General features: G+C 37.3%; 16 protein-coding genes. 4 read left to right on the forward strand and 12 right to left on the reverse strand.

The features are described 5' to 3' along the window. Positions 1-68 precede the first annotated feature (68 nt). Positions 69-242 carry an aspartyl-phosphate phosphatase Spo0E family protein gene (locus E1I69_RS14570; RefSeq protein WP_136380309.1) on the forward strand — a complete coding sequence of 58 codons (174 nt, stop codon included), beginning with the start codon at positions 69-71 and terminating at the stop codon, positions 240-242. A gap of 8 nt (positions 243-250) precedes the next feature. On the opposite strand, the gene E1I69_RS14575 is transcribed toward E1I69_RS14570, so the two are convergent. Beyond that, complete coding sequence (locus tag E1I69_RS14575; RefSeq protein ID WP_136380310.1) at positions 251-2,035, reverse strand: ABC transporter ATP-binding protein; 1,785 nt, start codon at positions 2,033-2,035, stop codon at positions 251-253. Positions 2,036-2,038: 3 nt separating this feature from the next. Continuing rightward, positions 2,039-3,787 (reverse strand): ABC transporter transmembrane domain-containing protein, encoded by a 1,749-nt coding sequence (locus E1I69_RS14580; protein ID WP_136380311.1) that lies wholly within the window; start codon positions 3,785-3,787, stop codon positions 2,039-2,041. Positions 3,788-3,954: 167 nt separating this feature from the next. Between E1I69_RS14580 and E1I69_RS14585 the strand changes: the two genes are divergently transcribed. Then, entirely contained in the window at positions 3,955-4,344 is a 390-nt protein-coding gene (locus E1I69_RS14585; protein WP_136380312.1) for a VOC family protein, read from the forward strand. Between the two features lie 87 nt (positions 4,345-4,431). On the opposite strand, the gene E1I69_RS14590 is transcribed toward E1I69_RS14585, so the two are convergent. From E1I69_RS14590 to E1I69_RS14605, 4 genes are all read right to left on the reverse strand, one after another. Continuing rightward, positions 4,432-4,656, reverse strand: coding sequence for a YneF family protein (locus tag E1I69_RS14590; RefSeq protein ID WP_136380338.1), 225 nt, complete (start codon positions 4,654-4,656; stop codon positions 4,432-4,434). 90 nt (positions 4,657-4,746) lie between these two features. Next, positions 4,747-5,187 (reverse strand): sporulation inhibitor of replication protein SirA, encoded by a 441-nt coding sequence (gene sirA, locus E1I69_RS14595; RefSeq protein WP_136380313.1) that lies wholly within the window; start codon positions 5,185-5,187, stop codon positions 4,747-4,749. Positions 5,188-5,332: 145 nt separating this feature from the next. After that, positions 5,333-7,336 carry a transketolase gene (gene tkt, locus E1I69_RS14600; RefSeq protein WP_136380314.1) on the reverse strand — a complete coding sequence of 668 codons (2,004 nt, stop codon included), beginning with the start codon at positions 7,334-7,336 and terminating at the stop codon, positions 5,333-5,335. A gap of 87 nt (positions 7,337-7,423) precedes the next feature. Continuing rightward, positions 7,424-7,654, reverse strand: coding sequence for a DUF896 domain-containing protein (locus E1I69_RS14605; RefSeq protein WP_136380315.1), 231 nt, complete (start codon positions 7,652-7,654; stop codon positions 7,424-7,426). A 408-nt stretch (positions 7,655-8,062) separates the two neighbouring features. On the opposite strand from E1I69_RS14605, the gene lexA reads away from it, so the two are divergent. Further along, positions 8,063-8,689 (forward strand): transcriptional repressor LexA, encoded by a 627-nt coding sequence (lexA, locus tag E1I69_RS14610; RefSeq protein WP_136380316.1) that lies wholly within the window; start codon positions 8,063-8,065, stop codon positions 8,687-8,689. An 81-nt stretch (positions 8,690-8,770) separates the two neighbouring features. On the opposite strand, the gene glnA is transcribed toward lexA, so the two are convergent. Both glnA and E1I69_RS14620 read right to left on the reverse strand, forming a co-directional pair. Further along, a complete protein-coding gene (glnA, locus tag E1I69_RS14615; RefSeq protein WP_136380317.1) occupies positions 8,771-10,105 on the reverse strand; it encodes a type I glutamate--ammonia ligase in 1,335 nt (444 codons plus the stop codon). Positions 10,106-10,158: 53 nt separating this feature from the next. Then, positions 10,159-10,560 (reverse strand): MerR family transcriptional regulator, encoded by a 402-nt coding sequence (locus E1I69_RS14620; RefSeq protein ID WP_136380318.1) that lies wholly within the window; start codon positions 10,558-10,560, stop codon positions 10,159-10,161. A gap of 315 nt (positions 10,561-10,875) precedes the next feature. Between E1I69_RS14620 and E1I69_RS14625 the strand changes: the two genes are divergently transcribed. Further along, on the forward strand, positions 10,876-12,333 hold the full coding sequence (locus tag E1I69_RS14625; RefSeq protein ID WP_242634607.1) for a serine hydrolase domain-containing protein: 1,458 nt from the start codon (positions 10,876-10,878) through the stop codon (positions 12,331-12,333). Positions 12,334-12,449: 116 nt separating this feature from the next. On the opposite strand, the gene E1I69_RS14630 is transcribed toward E1I69_RS14625, so the two are convergent. From E1I69_RS14630 to hfq, 4 genes are all read right to left on the reverse strand, one after another. Next, positions 12,450-13,730, reverse strand: coding sequence for an aminotransferase class I/II-fold pyridoxal phosphate-dependent enzyme (locus E1I69_RS14630; RefSeq protein ID WP_136380319.1), 1,281 nt, complete (start codon positions 13,728-13,730; stop codon positions 12,450-12,452). 15 nt (positions 13,731-13,745) lie between these two features. After that, positions 13,746-15,011, reverse strand: coding sequence for a GTPase HflX (gene hflX / locus E1I69_RS14635; protein WP_136380320.1), 1,266 nt, complete (start codon positions 15,009-15,011; stop codon positions 13,746-13,748). A gap of 238 nt (positions 15,012-15,249) precedes the next feature. After that, positions 15,250-16,194, reverse strand: coding sequence for a stage V sporulation protein K (gene spoVK / locus E1I69_RS14640; protein WP_136380321.1), 945 nt, complete (start codon positions 16,192-16,194; stop codon positions 15,250-15,252). A 404-nt stretch (positions 16,195-16,598) separates the two neighbouring features. Beyond that, positions 16,599-16,823, reverse strand: coding sequence for an RNA chaperone Hfq (gene hfq, locus E1I69_RS14645; RefSeq protein ID WP_010282243.1), 225 nt, complete (start codon positions 16,821-16,823; stop codon positions 16,599-16,601). Positions 16,824-16,840 lie beyond the last annotated feature (17 nt).

Consider the following 16,840-nt stretch of genomic DNA (forward strand, 5'->3'; position numbering starts at 1 on the left):
TTATATGTTATACTATAATATAACTTGTCCATGAAGAACCTTAAAAACAAAAGAAGGGGTTTTACCTTGTGTCTAAAGAACAACTTCTACTTAAAATTGAACAAAAGAGAACCGAACTGGTTGAAATTGTCTTGAAACACGGTTTTACCGCTACGACCACCATTAAAGTAAGCCAAGATTTAGATCATCTTTTAAATCAATATAATACAGGAAGAACACAGAAAAGCCTCTCAAAAGGATGAGAGGCTTTTTACATGACTGCATTTTCAACGTGATCAACACTACCATTCTGTAGTAAGAACATTTTGTAATATAATCCTTTTCGTGCCAATAACTCCTGGTGTGTTCCTCTTTCAACGATTTCCCCTTGGTGCAAGACTAAAATTAAATTGGCATCTTGAATTGTAGACAAACGGTGGGCAATTGCAATCGTCGTTCGACCCTGCCTCATTTTTTCGAGGGCCTTTTGAATTTCGTGCTCTGTTTCTGTATCGATATTCGCAGTGGCTTCATCAAGGACCAAAATTTTCGGATTATTTACGATTGTCCTGGCAAATGCCAATAATTGCCTTTGACCACTTGAGAAGGTTGAACCACGTTCAACAACCTGATAATCATATCCATCTTCTAGTTTTCTAATAAACTGATCCACTTGAACGAATTTAGCCGCATCTTCGATATCTTGGTCCGTAATATCCGAATTATTTAAACGAAGGTTTTCCCTAATGGTTCCCACAAATAAAAATGGATCCTGAAGGACAAGACCTATCTTTTGACGTAATTCATTATTTTCATAGGATTTAATGGAAATCCCGTCTATTACTATATCTCCACGTTCAACCTCATAAAATCTCATTAATAAATTGATAACTGAACTTTTTCCACTACCCGTATGGCCAACAAGAGCTACCGTTTCTCCTTTTTTTGCTGTAAAAGAGATATTTTTTAAAACATCTCGCTTTCCATCATATGAAAAGCTAACATTTTTAAATTCAATTTCACCCTTTACAATCGATGGGTTCTTATTTCCAACCGTTTGAGGTGCTAACTCATCATAATCAAGAAGTTCGAATACCCGTTGTGACGCAACTACTGCCTGCTGCAGAAGTGATAAACGCATCATCATATGGTTAACCGGCTCGAAAAATCGTTCAAGATAATTCACAAACGCATAAAGGACACCTATTTCAATTGGACTCTCAAGTGCAGAAATCCCAAAAAAGCTTAATACCAAAATAATCGTCACGATATAAATAAAATCAACTGCTGGTCTTAATAAAAGCCCATCAAGTTTAATGTTTTTAATTCCCGCTTGATAATGAGCATCATTGATTTCATCAAATTCACGTCGTAATCGTTTTTCTTGACGAAATACCTGGATGATTGCCATACCTTGAAGGGATTCATTGAGCTTCGCATTCAGTTGGCTAAGTCGTTCCCTCATATCATGGTAATATTTTGAACTGAATTTACGATATGTTTGCATCAATATAAATAAAATCGGTAGTATGACCAAACAAAACAGTGCAAGTTGCACATTTAGATAAAACATCGCAATAAAAACTCCGATTAAAAACACACCATTTTGTACAAACGTGGCCAAAACCTCGACAAACATATCCTTTATTGCCTCTGTGTCATTTGTAACCCTAGATACTATACTTCCTCCTGGTGTCTTATCAAAATATTTCAACCCAAGCTTGTGAACTTTTGAAAACACCTCTACTCTCATTTCACGAATAATTTTTAAGGCAATTTCCTGAAATTTAACGAGCTGAAAATATTGAAGGATAACCTTTGAAAAATGAATAAAAAGATAAATTGACCCTAAATATACTAATGGTTTAACGGGAAGATGACCTGGTGTTAAATAGTCATCAATAAAGATTTTAATTAAGATTGGACCAATGATGTCCATAAGGGTAGCAAATAATAGCAAAGCAAATGCAAAAACAAATTCCTTCGTATGTGATTTTGTATATGATAGGAGCCGTATTAATGTACGCCTTTGTTCTTTTTTTGAGATTTTGTTCATGCTTTACCCTCCATGCTCAACAAGTGATTCAAGCTGTTGCCGGTGATACATATCACGATACCAGCCTTCTTCTTCCATTAACTCATCATGTGTACCTCGCTGAGCAATTTCACCATTTTCTATGACAAGAATTTGGTTTGCATGCTGAATCGCGCTTAATCGATGTGATGTAATGAATGTTGTTTTTCCTTCTCTATTCTCGCGTAAGGCACGTAAAATTCCCTCTTCCGTCTTAGCATCTACTGCGGATAACGAATCATCAAGAATCAAAATTTCAGGGTTCATTAAGAGTGCCCTTGCAATTGAAATTCGTTGCTTTTGTCCCCCTGATAATGATACTCCTCGTTCACCAACAACCGTCTCATAACCATCTGCAAACTGTAAAATATCCTCATGAATATTGGCAAGTTTCACAGCTTCGATAATTTCTGTCATTGATGCATCGGGCTTAGCAAATGCAATATTATCGGCAACGGTTGCAGAAAAGAGAAAGTGATCCTGTGGAACATAACCAATTCCCTTACGTAGTGCATCTAATGTATAGGTTTTAATTTCTTTTTCGCCAATCATAATTTCGCCTTTATAGCCTTCTATTTCACGAATGAACAGTTTTAACAAAGTTGTTTTACCAGCACCCGTCTTTCCAACTATTCCTAATGTATGGCCACGCTTTAGGCTAAAATGGATCTCTTGAAGCGTTTGCTTTGACTCTCCTGGAAAGGAAAAGTGAGAAATGGAATACGTAATATCACCTGTTGGTGTCCTTTCACTAGCATTCTCGTAATCTATTATTTCCTTTGGTTCAGCAAGTAGACTCGACACGCGGTCATAGGACGCTCTTCCCCGCTCCACTATATTAAAAAGCCAACCAAAAGCGAGCAATGGCCATATGAGCAATCCTAGATAGGTCGTAAAAGTAACCAATTCCCCTAGCGTCATTTCCCCCGAAAGGACATACCTTGAACCAAACACAATTGCGAGAAAGAAAGAAATTCCCACTATTAAAGAAATGGTTGGGTCATACAGAGCATCAACCTTTGCTACAGAAAGGTTTTTTTGGACCACATCATCTGACTGTTTCCGAAATGATTCAATATCTTCTTCTTCTTGCCCAAACGTTTTTATGACCTTAATTCCACTCACACTTTCTTGTACCTTATCATTGAGGCTAGAAAACGCTTCCTGTGCTTTGTGAAAATGTTTATGTAATAGTGTCCCATAATAATTCGTAGATAGAGCCATAAATGGCAATGGAATCAGACATATTAACGTTAGCTTCCAATTTATTGTAGTGGCCATGGTTAATAGAACAAATCCGCCTGTAGCGAGTGAGTCGACTAATGTTAAAACACCTGAACCGGCCGTTTGCTGTATCGCCTGTAAATCATTTGTCGAATGAGCCATTAAGTCGCCTATTCTTCTCTTTTGAAAGAAGCTTTGTGACATTTTCGTAAAATGCTCATATAGACGATTCCTTAATAATCTTGCTAGTTTTACAGATGAACCAAATATCATGATTCGCCAAAAGAACCGAACGACATAAACGGTACATGCCGTTACCAATAAGACAGTCAGCCAATTAAATAAGGTTTGTTTCGTTAGAGTTCCTTGTGCAATATAATCAACGATTCGACCAATTACTTTGGGAGGAACAAGCTCCAGCAAAGCAACAATCAGTAATAAGAAAATACCCGTTAAATAGGATTTTTTCTCCTGTTTAAAAAACCACATTAAATCCGTAAAGATCTTCATCTGCTAATCCTCCGAAAGATGAAATAAGTGCCATAATAGTTTACCAAATTTTTATAATTGTAGGAAGATGGTAACCAAGCTTTTCATGATGCATAAGTGAAAAGAATTATATTTATTCAAAATTTCTATTATAATTGAATGTAGATCATAGATTGAGGTGATTGATGATGATTAGCTACAAGGAGCTTCACCATGTGAGTTTAACGGTAACGAATCTTGAAAAAGCGAAGGATTTTTACAGCAATATTCTCTGTTTACAAGAAATTGAACGTCCAAATTTCGATTTCCCTGGTGCTTGGTATTCGGTCGGGAATCAACAACTCCATTTAATTGTCCTACCTGAGTCTCAAACGATTCGAAAGGATAAAAGCATTAGCAGCCGCGAGGGGCATTTTGCATTAAGAGTGGAAAACTATTATGACACGCTAAATTGGCTCTCGATGCACAATGTCACCGTGCTTGAAAAGCCGGATAGTATCAGTGGTTTTGCGCAAATCTTTTGTGCGGATCCGGATGGAAATTTAATCGAATTAAATGTGGATCAACGAGATTTATAGGCAAGAATACAAAAAAGCCACTTTATTAGCGAAAATTCACTAATAAAGTGGCTTTTTATGGAAGTTGAAACTAAGCATGTCCAACTTTTATTGCTTGTCCATTTGACCGTTCATTGCTTTTAGCATTTGATTGATCTTCTTTTGACTTGGTTTCATACCCATTTGCATCATCATTACTTTTAGCATTTGCTCATTGATTGGTGGGTTTTTCTTTAAGTAAGTCATCATGTATTTACGTGCAATAAAAAATCCTAATGCAACGCCACCAAGTAAAGCTACCACGATTAGTAAGATAGCTAACCATATTTGCATCATACAAAAACTTCCTCCTTCATGTTGTCTCATTACAGTGTACTAAACCAATAGCAATTATACAATATTTGTTTTATGTTTTCCTAGTCCCTAGACAAACTTTCTTTCCTTAATTGGATTTAACCATCCATATTTATTTGCTGAAAAATCCATCGCTAAAAAACACCGGTCATATTTACGGAGGATTTCAAAAAACGCCGTTTCTGCCTCAAAGCTTCCAGTCGACTGTAGATGGAGGTAATTATTATGTATGGTTAGTTTTGCGTAGCTATTAAATTCATTCCATTCTATAGTGTGCATATGACTTTGACGATGATAATAGGAATAATGAGCAAGGCTTGATTCAATTTTTTGTTGAATGCGGATCGTCGGAATTGACCTCGTGATGAACTCTATTTGTTTATATAAAATTTGTTTCCGCTCTTGCTTGGATTGGTTATATTCTAAAAACAAATGATAGATTAGTGATTCACGCCCAAAGTAATGAGTGGCAAATTCTTCTTCTATTAAATAGATGTAATACTCTCTCATACTCTTTCCTCCCAATACTATCGATATTGAATAGTATATTCGAAAGAGTCTGTGTTTTTTGTCTGAAACTGGAGTAAGAATCGTCTAGTTTTGTCGAAATTGGTGTTTTATAAGAAAAGGGGTCGGATTCGACCCCTTTCTTACGTTATTGAAGTAATTGCTTTACTCGATTTACGACATTTTCAACTGAGAACCCATATTCTTTCATCACAATTTCACCTGGTGCAGAAGCACCGAATTCGTGGATACCGAGGATATCTCCCTCATCTCCAGTGTATCTCTCCCACCCAAGTGGTGTTGCCATTTCAATGGCTAATCGTTTTTTTACGTTTTTAGGAATAACGGATTCCTTATACTCATTTGATTGTGCCTCAAAACGATCCCATGATGGCATACTGACTACGGATACCTCAATATTTTCGTTTGCGAGTTGTTTTTGTGCTTCTACAGCAAGACTTACTTCAGAGCCTGTTGCTAAAAGTAGAGCTGCGGGTTGTCCAGATTTTGCAGGTGATACCACATATGCGCCTTTTGATACACCTTCATACCCTTTTTCAGCTGTTCCTTCTAGAGTTGGTAGGTTCTGTCTTGTTAAAATAAGTGCAGTTGGTACATCTTTTGATTCAATAGCTAGTCTCCATGCTGCGGCAGTTTCATTTCCATCAGCAGGTCGTATCACTGATAAATTCGGCATCGCTCTTAATGCCGGTAGTTGTTCAACTGGCTCATGTGTGGGCCCATCTTCTCCAACTGCAATACTGTCATGTGTAAACACATAGGTGACCGGTACTTTCATTAATGCAGCAAGTCTAATCGCTGGTCGTAAATAATCTGAGAAAACAAAGAATGTTCCACCAAATACTTTTAATCCACCATGGAGAGCCATGCCGTTTAAGGCCGCACCCATTGCAAATTCACGAACTCCAAACCAAATATTGCGCCCACTATAATCATTAGGCATAAAATCAGCAGCATCTTTTATCATTGTTTTATTTGAACCAGCTAAATCAGCAGAACCACCAAAGAATTGTGGAACACTATTTGCGATTGCATTTAATGCTTCACCAGAAGATGCACGAGTTGCGAGTTTCTTACCTACTTCATAGACCGGTAACGTCTTTTCCCAACCCTCAGGCAGCCTGCAATCTATCGCCATCTCTAGCTGTTTTCCAAGCTCTGTATTGCTTTCTTTATAATCGTTAAACAATTGATTCCATTCTTGCTCACTTTGTTCGCCAACCCTTTTTACAGTTTCTTCAAAATGCTCATAGACCTCGCTTGGCACATGAAAGTCATTTTCAAATGTCCAATTATATGCTTCTTTTGTTAATTTTAATTCATCAGCACCTAATGGTTCGCCATGTGCTTTTGATTTACCAGCACGATTCGGAGAACCATAGCCAATTGTTGTTCGAACCTCGATGAGGGTAGGACAAGTTAAATCTCCTTTTGCTTCCTCAATTGCCTGATCAATCGCATCAACATCATTTCCATCTTCCACACGTAGATATTGCCAACCATAGGCTTTATAGCGTTGTTCAATTGATTCTGAAAAAGCCTGATCGAGGTCACCATCTAGAGAAATATCATTTGAATCATATAAAACAATTAAACGCCCTAATTTTAAGTGAGCTGCTAATGATGAAGCTTCCCCTGAAACGCCCTCCATCAAGTCACCATCTCCGCAGATGGCATATGTAAAATGGTTTACTATTTCAAATGAATCTTTATTGTAAACACCAGCTAAATGACGTTCGGCCATCGCCATCCCAACCGCCATGGCGATACCTTGCCCGAGCGGACCTGTTGTTGCATCAACACCCGCTGTATGCCCATATTCAGGATGACCCGGAGTTTTGCTGCCCCACTGACGAAATTGCTTTAAGTCATCAATTGTTAAATCATAGCCTGATAAGTGAAGCATACTGTACAATAGTGCCGATCCATGTCCCGCTGATAGCACAAAGCGGTCACGATTAAACCATTTTGGATTTTTTGGATTGTGCCTCATATGTCTGGTCCATAGAGTATATGTCATTGGGGCTGCTCCCATCGGCATCCCTGGGTGACCTGAATTTGCTTTTTCAACAGCGTCGATCGAAAGTGTACGAATCGACGCAATCGACAAGTCAGTAATTGAATTCGTCATAACACAAACATCCTTTCAAATAATTAGTCGGTTCTTATGTAGTATGCACAAAAAGAAAAGAATACATAGAAATCTATGTATTCTTTGTTAATGCAATCTTTTCCGTTTGCTCTCTTTTAATTTTTCGGGAGTTACATCATTTCCCTCTGGGTCTACAACCTTTACCGAATGTAAGGTATTTGTCATTGAATTTCTAAAAACACGTAAATACTCTTGTCTAAGCTCTTGTTGTTCTTCTTTTTCTTTATCTGTAAGACCAACTGACTTTGCTTTTTTGGCAAGAGCGTTGATCCGATTCAGTTTATCTTTTGAAAGCATCGTATTTCTCCTTGTGTCATCTTTTCTAAATCATAGTTCATAGTACTAAATGAAAAGATTTTTTACAAGTATTCCACTCTCCTTAACTTAACTAGCAGTGATAAAAACCATTCCCATGCTTAATAAAATAAATAAGACATAATAGATAAATCCACTTTGTAATTTTTTCAACATGTACATTTCCACCCCTATAGAATGTTTGTTCGTATTTTATGCTTTTATTATATACCGAACAAATGTTTTGTGTCAACAAAAATTCGAACTTATGTTTGTATGTTCGAATAAAACATGCTATACTCTACTTAAGAATTTAGGTTTTTGTCGGACAGACACATGCTTAAAAACCGATCATGAATGATGAACGAGGATTTAATACATAGAAAAATAAAGATAAGGGGATGAGTGTAGATGACGACAAAGCTTTCAAAAAGACAGCAGGACATATTGAATTACATTAAACAGGAAGTAAAAGATAAGGGTTACCCACCTTCAGTAAGGGAAATTGGAGAGGCTGTTGGGTTAGCATCGAGTTCAACAGTTCATGGCCATTTGTCCAGACTGGAAAGTAAAGGTTTAATTAGAAGAGACCCAACAAAGCCTCGTGCTATTGAAATATTACAAGCCGATACAAATGAAACTATTCCTACTGCAAATGTTGTGAATGTCCCTGTCATTGGTAAGGTTACAGCGGGTCAACCCATCACAGCCATTGAAAATATTGAAGAGTATTTTCCACTACCTGATCGATTTGCAGCGCACGATGATCAAATTTTCATGCTTGAAATTATGGGCGACAGTATGATTGAAGCGGGTATTCTTGATGGAGACTACGTAATCGTTAAGCAACAGCATTCAGCAAACAATGGGGATATTGTTGTTGCTATGACAGAAGAAGATGAAGCAACTGTAAAAAGATTCTTCAAAGAAAAAGACCATATTCGACTCCAGCCAGAAAATTCAATGCTTGAACCAATTATTTTAAAAAATGTAACCATTCTTGGAAAAGTTATCGGTGTATACCGTACTATTCATTAAATATGTAAAGGACCATTTCTTCATTGAAGTGGTCTTTTTTCATAATGAAAGACCCTTAACACAGTGTTAAGGGTCTCTTTTTTAATACATCGTCATATATTGCTCACGTTCCCAAGGGTGTACTTGGGTGCGGAACATATCCCATTCGATCTCTTTCGCTTCGATAAAGTGTTCGAACAAATGTCCGCCTAAGGCTTTAATTAACACTTCATCCTGTTTTAACATTTCTAAAGCAAGTGCCAAAGTAGATGGTAAATCCACGATTCCCGCTTCATTACGCTCTTCTTTGTTCATCACATAAATATTTCTATCAACAGGTGCGGGTGGGGTAAGCTTGTTCTTAATACCATCTAAGCCCGCAGCCAGTAATACAGCCATTGCCATATATGGGTTTGCTGCTGGGTCGACTGAACGCACCTCAACACGTGTGCTTAAACCACGTGAAGCAGGGATACGAACAAGTGGACTTCTATTTTGAGCAGACCAAGCTACATAACAAGGTGCTTCATATCCAGGCACTAAACGTTTATAAGAGTTTACAGTTGGATTTGTAACAGCTGTAAAGTTAGGTGCATGTTTTAAAACTCCTGCAATAAAATGTCTAGCATTATCACTTAATTGTAGGTCTGCGTTTGGATCGAAAAATGCATTTTCTCCACCTTTAAATAATGAAAGGTTACAGTGCATTCCGGAACCGGCTACACCAAACAATGGTTTTGGCATAAATGTTGCGTGTAAACCGTGTTTACGGGCAATTGTTTTTACAACGAGTTTAAACGTTTGAATTTCATCACAAGCAGTAAGAGCATCTTCATATTTAAAATCAATTTCATGCTGACCAGGTGCTACCTCATGATGAGACGCTTCAATTTCAAAGCCCATTTCCTCAAGCTCTAACACGATATCTCGGCGACAGTTTTCACCAAGATCTGTTGGCGCTAAGTCAAAGTACCCACCATTATCATTTAACTCAAGAGTAGGTTCACCTTTTTGATCTAATTTAAATAGGAAAAATTCAGGCTCAGGTCCAAGGTTGAAATTTGTAAATCCTAACTCTTCCATTTCTCTTAAGACTCTCTTTAAGTTATTACGAGGGTCACCTTCAAATGGAGTACCATCTGCATTATGGATGTCACAAATTAATCGAGCTACCTTCCCCTTTTCAGCAGTCCACGGGAATACTACCCATGTATTTAGATCAGGGTAAAGATACATATCCGATTCTTCGATACGCACAAAGCCTTCGATTGAAGAACCATCAAACATCATTTTATTACTCAAAGCTTTTTCCAACTGACTTACAGGAATTTCAACATTTTTAATTGTTCCAAGAATGTCTGTGAATTGTAAACGTACAAATTTTACATTCTCTTCATTTGCTAAACGAAAAATATCTTCTTTCGTATATTTGGACATTAAGTCTTCCTCCCCAAACCTTGTTGTAAGTATAGTTTTTTTCATGTTCATAATTAATGAAAAAATCGCGACATATCACTATGATGAGGACCGGATTGCTTTTTAAATCGACCCGCTTGAAGCAATTCATTCCTCAGTAATTTTCTAAGCTCTGAATTAGATATTTCATGTTTCACAGGCTCGACCGGTTTTTCTTCGGCTTCTGATCCTTGGTTTTGAACTGCGAATATTTGTTTAATTCCAGCTAGGTTAACTTTTTGTTCGATCAAGCTTTTGATTTCAAGTAATCGATCAACGTCATTAAATGAATATAGTCTTCGATTTGTTTCAGTTCTTGCAGGAGAAATCAGACCATTTTCCTCATAATACCGGATTTGCCGGGCAGATAATTCAGTTAATTGCATGACAATTCCAATTGGAAAGAGTGGCATGGAACGTCGAATTTCGTCACTCATATGGGATCCTCCTTTGCAATGAATATTTTGATTTTAATTGATGTTAGATTATCTGTCAAGTTCATGTTAGAAAACCTGACATGATTTTTTTATTTTAGAAAGAGATATGATTCTAACGAGTTGTGTAGTCCGGTTAATGGATGTGAAATTTCAGATGTTACTTAAATTTTCTAGTAACATTTCCGAAGTAACCTATTAAAATACGACCGAAGGCTTAGAAAATAATTAGACTATAGAAGGTTAACCTAATATAGACGATCTCGTATGATTATGTTTATATTTCAAAACCCAAAACTACATCATGGAGGTAATCTTTTGAAAAGAATTGTAATTACGAGAAAATTTAGCTTTATTATTATGTTAATTTTCCTTTTCCATCTTCCCTTTTATGTAAATGTCCATGCAGCCGGGTCATTTAAAACAGAAGATGTTGATAAATTTGTCACTAATTATTTAGAGCGTAATGGGCTACCTGGTGCATCCATTGTAGTTGTAAAAGACGGCAAATCAGTATATGAGAAAGGATATGGACACGATTCTGAAGGGCAACCTCTAACAGAAAACTCTTTAATGAGAATCGGTTCAGCATCCAAATCATTTACTGCTTTTGCTGTTTTGCAACTTGTTGATGAAGGGAAAATCCAACTGGATGACCCTTTAATTAACTATTTGCCAGAGGTGAAACTTGACGATTCAAGATGGAAAGAAGTGACAGTGCGGCAGGCTTTGAGTCACACATCAGGTATTCCAAACCCGGTTATTGTTCCACCAGCAAATAACGTAAAAGCTGGTGTGGAACGTATGAATGATTGGAAACTGCAATCAAACCCCGGAGAGAAATACTATTATAGCAATGGGAATTATTGGCTTCTAGCGCTTTTGGTGGAGAAAGTAAGCGGAATGGAATTTTCTCAATATCTTAAACAAAAAGTGTTTTCTCCACTCGGAATGAATGACTCAATCACTACTGTTAACTCTGGAGATGTTGTAAAAGGACTACCCAAAGGATATGTAACAGCATATGGAACTGCAATTCCCTGGACAGAGCTTGAGGCGATGAATATGGGAGCTGGGAGTATCATCTCCACTGCAGCAGATATGGGGAAATGGCTTTCCATGCAAACAAACGAAGGAAGGACTAAAACAGGAAAGCAATTATTATCTAAAAAATTATTGGAAGAATCGTATTCACCACAACTTGGAAGCAAAAAATACGGACTTGGTTGGGAGTTAAGCTCACCGAGTGTGAAACCAGCACGCATTTCACATAGCGGGGTAGTATCAACGTATCAAGCTCAACAAGACATCATACCAAGTAGTGGTTATGCAGTTGCAGTCTTACTAAATAGCTTTACCCCTACTTTAGAACACGCTTATGAGATTAGTTCAGGTATTATCCAATTGACCGAGGGCCAAGAACCCGAATTAAAGGCTCCAGTACCCAAAGTCATTGATTTATCCCTAGGCGTTGTCACTTTGATTTACTTTCTTCTAGGTATTAGAGGAATTCTGCGAAGCAAGAAATGGGCGGAAAAACGGAAACAGCATCCTACTTGGAGATTTATGCTTCGTCTAATTCCCCAGTTGGTTCCAACATTATTTATCGGATGGTTGTTTTTTATTGTCCCAACATTACAAAATAATAGCTCGACCACGATTGATGCATTCGGTCTTTATCCAGCTGCGATGCTCTTATTTGCTGTTATTTTCATATTTGGATTGGCTCTTACAATTACGAGAATCAGTTATCGAATCACTTTAAATAAAGATTAGGATTATAGAAAATTATATTCATAAAACGCTCAGATTCCTCTGAGCGTTTTTACTAGCTTTTTTTATATGTGTTAATTATCTACGAATTTTTTCTCCCAAAGCAGAACCCGTTAGGCTTATTCCTCTGTTTTTAGGGATATAAGCTGTTTTACTAATAGTTGATTTAAAGCCAAACAGATGGCAATTTTCACATGCGAATAAGTAAGGCCACCCTGAACATATGCAACATATGGTGGACGAGTTGGTCCGTCAGCTGTAAGCTCAATGCTTGCACCTTGAATAAATGTACCCGCCGCCATGATCACATCGTCCTCATACCCCGGCATATAGCTTGGATATGGAGTGACATGCGAATTGATTGGTGAAGCGAACTGAATAGCTTGACAAAAGGCCACCATCATCTCTTTATCATTAAATTGAACAGATTGAATTAAATCGGTTCGTTCACTATCCCAGCTTGGCTCAGTCTTTAGTCCAATTTTTTCTAAAATAGCAGACGTAAAGACGGCTCCTTTTAATGCTTGTCCTACAATATGTGGAGCTAGGAACAATCCTTGATACATTTCCTGGAGAGTATAAAGAGATGCTCCAGCTTCCGCTCCAATTCCAGGAGATGTCATACGGTATGAACAGGCTTCAACGTATTCTTTTTTCCCTACTAAATAGCCACCGGTTTTTGCAAGTCCGCCACCTGGATTTTTAATAAGTGAGCCGGCAATTAAATCGGCCCCAACGTGGCAAGGCTCTTCGTGTTCAACAAATTCACCATAGCAATTATCTACAAACACAACCACATCTGGCTTGATTTCCTTCACAAATTCAATCATTTCTTTTATTTCTGCAATCGTAAAGGATGGTCTTGTTGCATATCCTTTTGAACGCTGGATCCCAATCATTTTAGTATTTTCATGTATTGCATGTTTAATCGCTGTAAAATCAGGTCTTCCTTCTGTTGTTAAGTCAACAGTATTATATCCAATATTAAATTCCTTTAATGACCCATTTCCAGAACCACGAATACCAACAATTTCTTCCAATGTATCATATGGATTCCCCGTAATATAAAGCAATTCATCATTTGGACGTAAGACCCCAAAAAGTGCGATTGAGATCGCATGTGTCCCTGAAATAATTTGTGGGCGAACAAGCGCTGCCTCCCCGCCGAAAAGTTCAGCGTACACCGCTTCTAGTGTATCTCGTCCGATATCATCATAGCCATACCCTGTTGATGGGATAAAATGAGAATCACTCACTCGATTGTTTTGAAAACTTTTAAGTACACGATACTGGTTATCATCGATATTTTTTTCTATTTTTTGATGAACTTCTTTAATTTGATGTTCTGTTTCCTCAACTAACTTTGAAATTAGTTTACCATAATCTAATTCTGTAAACATGTTTTGTTCCCCTCTTTATGAATAGAAATCTCTGAGTTGTCCCATTAAAGAATGGCTAGGAAAAATAAATCCTGTGCAATCGTATTTTTCCGAATCCTCATTGTAACGCAGTTCTTTTAAAATCGTTTCTTGTTTTAAATGTGCTAATATCCTACCTTCCGAGCTAGGTAATGAAACCTTGTATTCATCCATATTCTCAATCATGGAATCCTCCACTTTTGTCTTAATCGCCACTAAGTCACTTTTATCAAACGCACTAACCAAAATAGACTTAGCTGTTGATGACGGAACAAAATCGGGATGGACTTTATCCTTTTTATTATATAGGGTTAAGACCGGAATTGATTCTACACCTAATTCATCCAAAAGTTTTAAAACTGTTTTTTCATGATTAAAATAATCTGGATTAGACGAATCAACTACATGGACAATTAAATCGGCTTCCTTCACTTCCTCCAAAGTTGAACGAAATGCTGCGATCAGTGATGTTGGCAAATCCTGAATAAATCCAACGGTATCCGTTAGAAGAGTTGTCAACCCACATGGCAGTATCATTTTTCGAGTCATTGGGTCTAATGTAGCAAACAATAAATTTTCCTCAAATGAATCTGCCTCCGTTAATCGATTAAATAATGTTGATTTTCCCGCATTTGTATAACCTACCAATGCGATTTGATATGTATTGTTTTTCTTTCTCCGTTCACGATATCGTTCACGGTGCTGCACAATGACCGATAATTGATTTTTAATATCATCTATCCGTTTATGGATATGACGTCTGTCTGTTTCTAATTTCGTTTCACCAGGTCCTCTTGTCCCTATTCCTCCACCCAGTCTTGATAATTCTATCCCTTTACCAGTTAGTCGAGGAAGCAGGTATTGAAGTTGTGCTAATTCTACTTGTAACTTACCTTCTTTGGAATTCGCTCTAGAGGCAAAGATATCAAGGATAAGCTGGGTTCGGTCAATTACTCTAGCTTCGAGCTTGGAAGATAAATTCCTAACCTGACTAGGTGATAATTCGTCATTAAAAATAATGACGTCCGGTTCTAATTCTGCTTCAAGATGAATAAGTTCCTCCACTTTCCCCTTACCAATATAAGTTGCTGAATGGACTCGTTCCCGCTTCTGCGTGACAGTCATTAAAACTTGACCCTTAGCAGTCTTCGTTAATGATTGTAATTCTTCAAGCGAATATTGAAACCTATTTTCGTCTTCGGTCTGAATCTGACATCCTACAAGTATGGCTTTTTCCAATTCCTTCTTTTGTTCGTTTGCCATTCAATTTACCTACTTTCTACAATCAAATGCGCCTTGGCGTATTTGCCCCGATTTTTTTAGGCCCACACGAGGTGGGTACAAAGACGTTGCCACAGGACGTGGCGTTCTTAGTCTTTGATCTTACTCGATCCTTTAATAAATCGTGGCATCTGCCTTTTCCTTAAGCTATCATATCAAATATATTGAAACGACACCAATTCGAAATGAAAAAATCCGCCTAGTTAGGTAGGCGGCAAGTTTATTCCTTGAAAACTAAATCCTGTGTTCTGATTGTTTGAAGTTCCTGTTTACTGTAAGAATCATCGATTAGTAATCTCATTGCCTGTGAACGTATCGATTTTTCAATTACATTCCTGACATAGCGTCCATTGCTAAATTTACCAGGGTAAGCTTCCATTTTTACAGCTATTAAATGATCACGTAATTTCCTCTCTGCTTCAGGACTAAAGGTATATTCCCGCTCCACCATCATTTTCGCTGCGATTTCCATTAACTGATCAACCGAATAATCTGGAAAATCAATAACTAATGGAAAACGTGAATACAATCCTGGATTTAATGAGAGGAAGTGGTCCATCTCTTTTGAATACCCTGCTAATATTAAAACAAATTCATGTTGTTTATCTTCCATATGCTTTACTAATGTATCAATAGCTTCTTTTCCGAAATCTTTTTCTCCACCTCTTGCTAAAGAATAAGCCTCGTCAATAAATAAAATGCCGCCAATTGCTTTTTTAATTAAATCTCTTGTTTTTTGGGCAGTATGACCAATGTATTCTCCGACTAGATCAGCTCTTTCTGCTTCAATTAAATGACCCTTTGAAAGAACATTCATTTGCAAAAATAATTTCCCTAGCAAGCGAGCGACCGTGGTCTTACCTGTTCCAGGGTTTCCTTTAAACATCATGTGTAATGCTTGCTTTCCTACCTTTAATCCCTGTTCTTCACGTTTTTTATTAATGTATATCCACGCATATATTTCTTTTACTACTTTCTTCATTTCATCCATACCAACAAGAGTGCTCATTTCTTCTTCTATTTCCACAAGAGCCGCATGCTTTGTTTGGATTTTCATTATAGTTGCTTCTTTTGAAGTTGAATGAAGTACTTTTAATTTCTTTTTTTCGCCATTTAAAACCACATTTATTTGTCCATTGTTTTTCAATGTAATAGGTTGATCCAAGAGCTCTCACCTCTCATTTTGTAGTACATTATACGCTGCTGGGTTCACTTCGTGACAAAAGCCCAAGGAAATATAAAAAGCGCTAAGCGCGCCCACCTATCGGTGACAAGCATAAGACGAACACTGACTGAAGGTGTTTTTTACCTTCCGAAGCGATTGGCTTATGATCTCAAGCCGATGGCGCCTGGAGCTAGACCTAGATCGCAAACTAAATTTCCCTTTTTATTTCAACAATTTTTTCACTTTTATGACAAAAGACTCTTGTTTTTTGTCAAAGATTGCGCTTTCCCAGAAAATATTCCATAACACTATATGTATATGAGGCACTTTTAAAATCTTGAAGAAAAAATAGACAAGATAAAAAAAACAACCTTACTTTAAAAAGTAAGGTTGTTTTTTGTTAGCTATTCAAGCTCAAGCTTAATATTTTTTTGTGGGGCAAAAGTAGAAATCGCATGCTTATAAATAAGCTGTTGCTTTCCTTCTGTCTCTAATAACACTGTAAAATTATCAAACCCTTTTACTAATCCTCGTAATTGGTATCCATTTAATAAGAATACAGTTACAAATGTTCCATCCTTACGCAGTTGGTTTAAAATCTGATCTTGAATATTAATAGCTTGTTTCATGAACTGTCCTCCTCTAA

The organism is Bacillus timonensis, from assembly GCF_004799755.1.
GTDB lineage: Bacteria > Bacillota > Bacilli > Bacillales > Bacillaceae_L > Ferdinandcohnia > Ferdinandcohnia timonensis_A.

Bases quoted from the DNA above. Each gene is read 5' to 3' on its own strand.
- lexA (WP_136380316.1), top strand. From the start codon at position 8,063: ATGACGACAAAGCTTTCAAAAAGACAGCAGGACATATTGAATTACATT.
- E1I69_RS14590 (WP_136380338.1), bottom strand. From the start codon at position 4,656: ATGCAAATATGGTTAGCTATCTTACTAATCGTGGTAGCTTTACTTGGT.
- sirA (WP_136380313.1), bottom strand. From the start codon at position 5,187: ATGAGAGAGTATTACATCTATTTAATAGAAGAAGAATTTGCCACTCAT.
- E1I69_RS14620 (WP_136380318.1), bottom strand. From the start codon at position 10,560: ATGAGTGACGAAATTCGACGTTCCATGCCACTCTTTCCAATTGGAATT.
- E1I69_RS14585 (WP_136380312.1), top strand. From the start codon at position 3,955: ATGATTAGCTACAAGGAGCTTCACCATGTGAGTTTAACGGTAACGAAT.
- E1I69_RS14630 (WP_136380319.1), bottom strand. From the start codon at position 13,730: ATGTTTACAGAATTAGATTATGGTAAACTAATTTCAAAGTTAGTTGAG.
- glnA (WP_136380317.1), bottom strand. From the start codon at position 10,105: ATGTCCAAATATACGAAAGAAGATATTTTTCGTTTAGCAAATGAAGAG.
- E1I69_RS14575 (WP_136380310.1), bottom strand. From the start codon at position 2,035: ATGAACAAAATCTCAAAAAAAGAACAAAGGCGTACATTAATACGGCTC.
- tkt (WP_136380314.1), bottom strand. From the start codon at position 7,336: ATGACGAATTCAATTACTGACTTGTCGATTGCGTCGATTCGTACACTT.
- hfq (WP_010282243.1), bottom strand. From the start codon at position 16,823: ATGAAACAAGCTATTAATATTCAAGATCAGATTTTAAACCAACTGCGT.
- hflX (WP_136380320.1), bottom strand. From the start codon at position 15,011: ATGGCAAACGAACAAAAGAAGGAATTGGAAAAAGCCATACTTGTAGGA.
- E1I69_RS14605 (WP_136380315.1), bottom strand. From the start codon at position 7,654: ATGCTTTCAAAAGATAAACTGAATCGGATCAACGCTCTTGCCAAAAAA.
- E1I69_RS14580 (WP_136380311.1), bottom strand. From the start codon at position 3,787: ATGAAGATCTTTACGGATTTAATGTGGTTTTTTAAACAGGAGAAAAAA.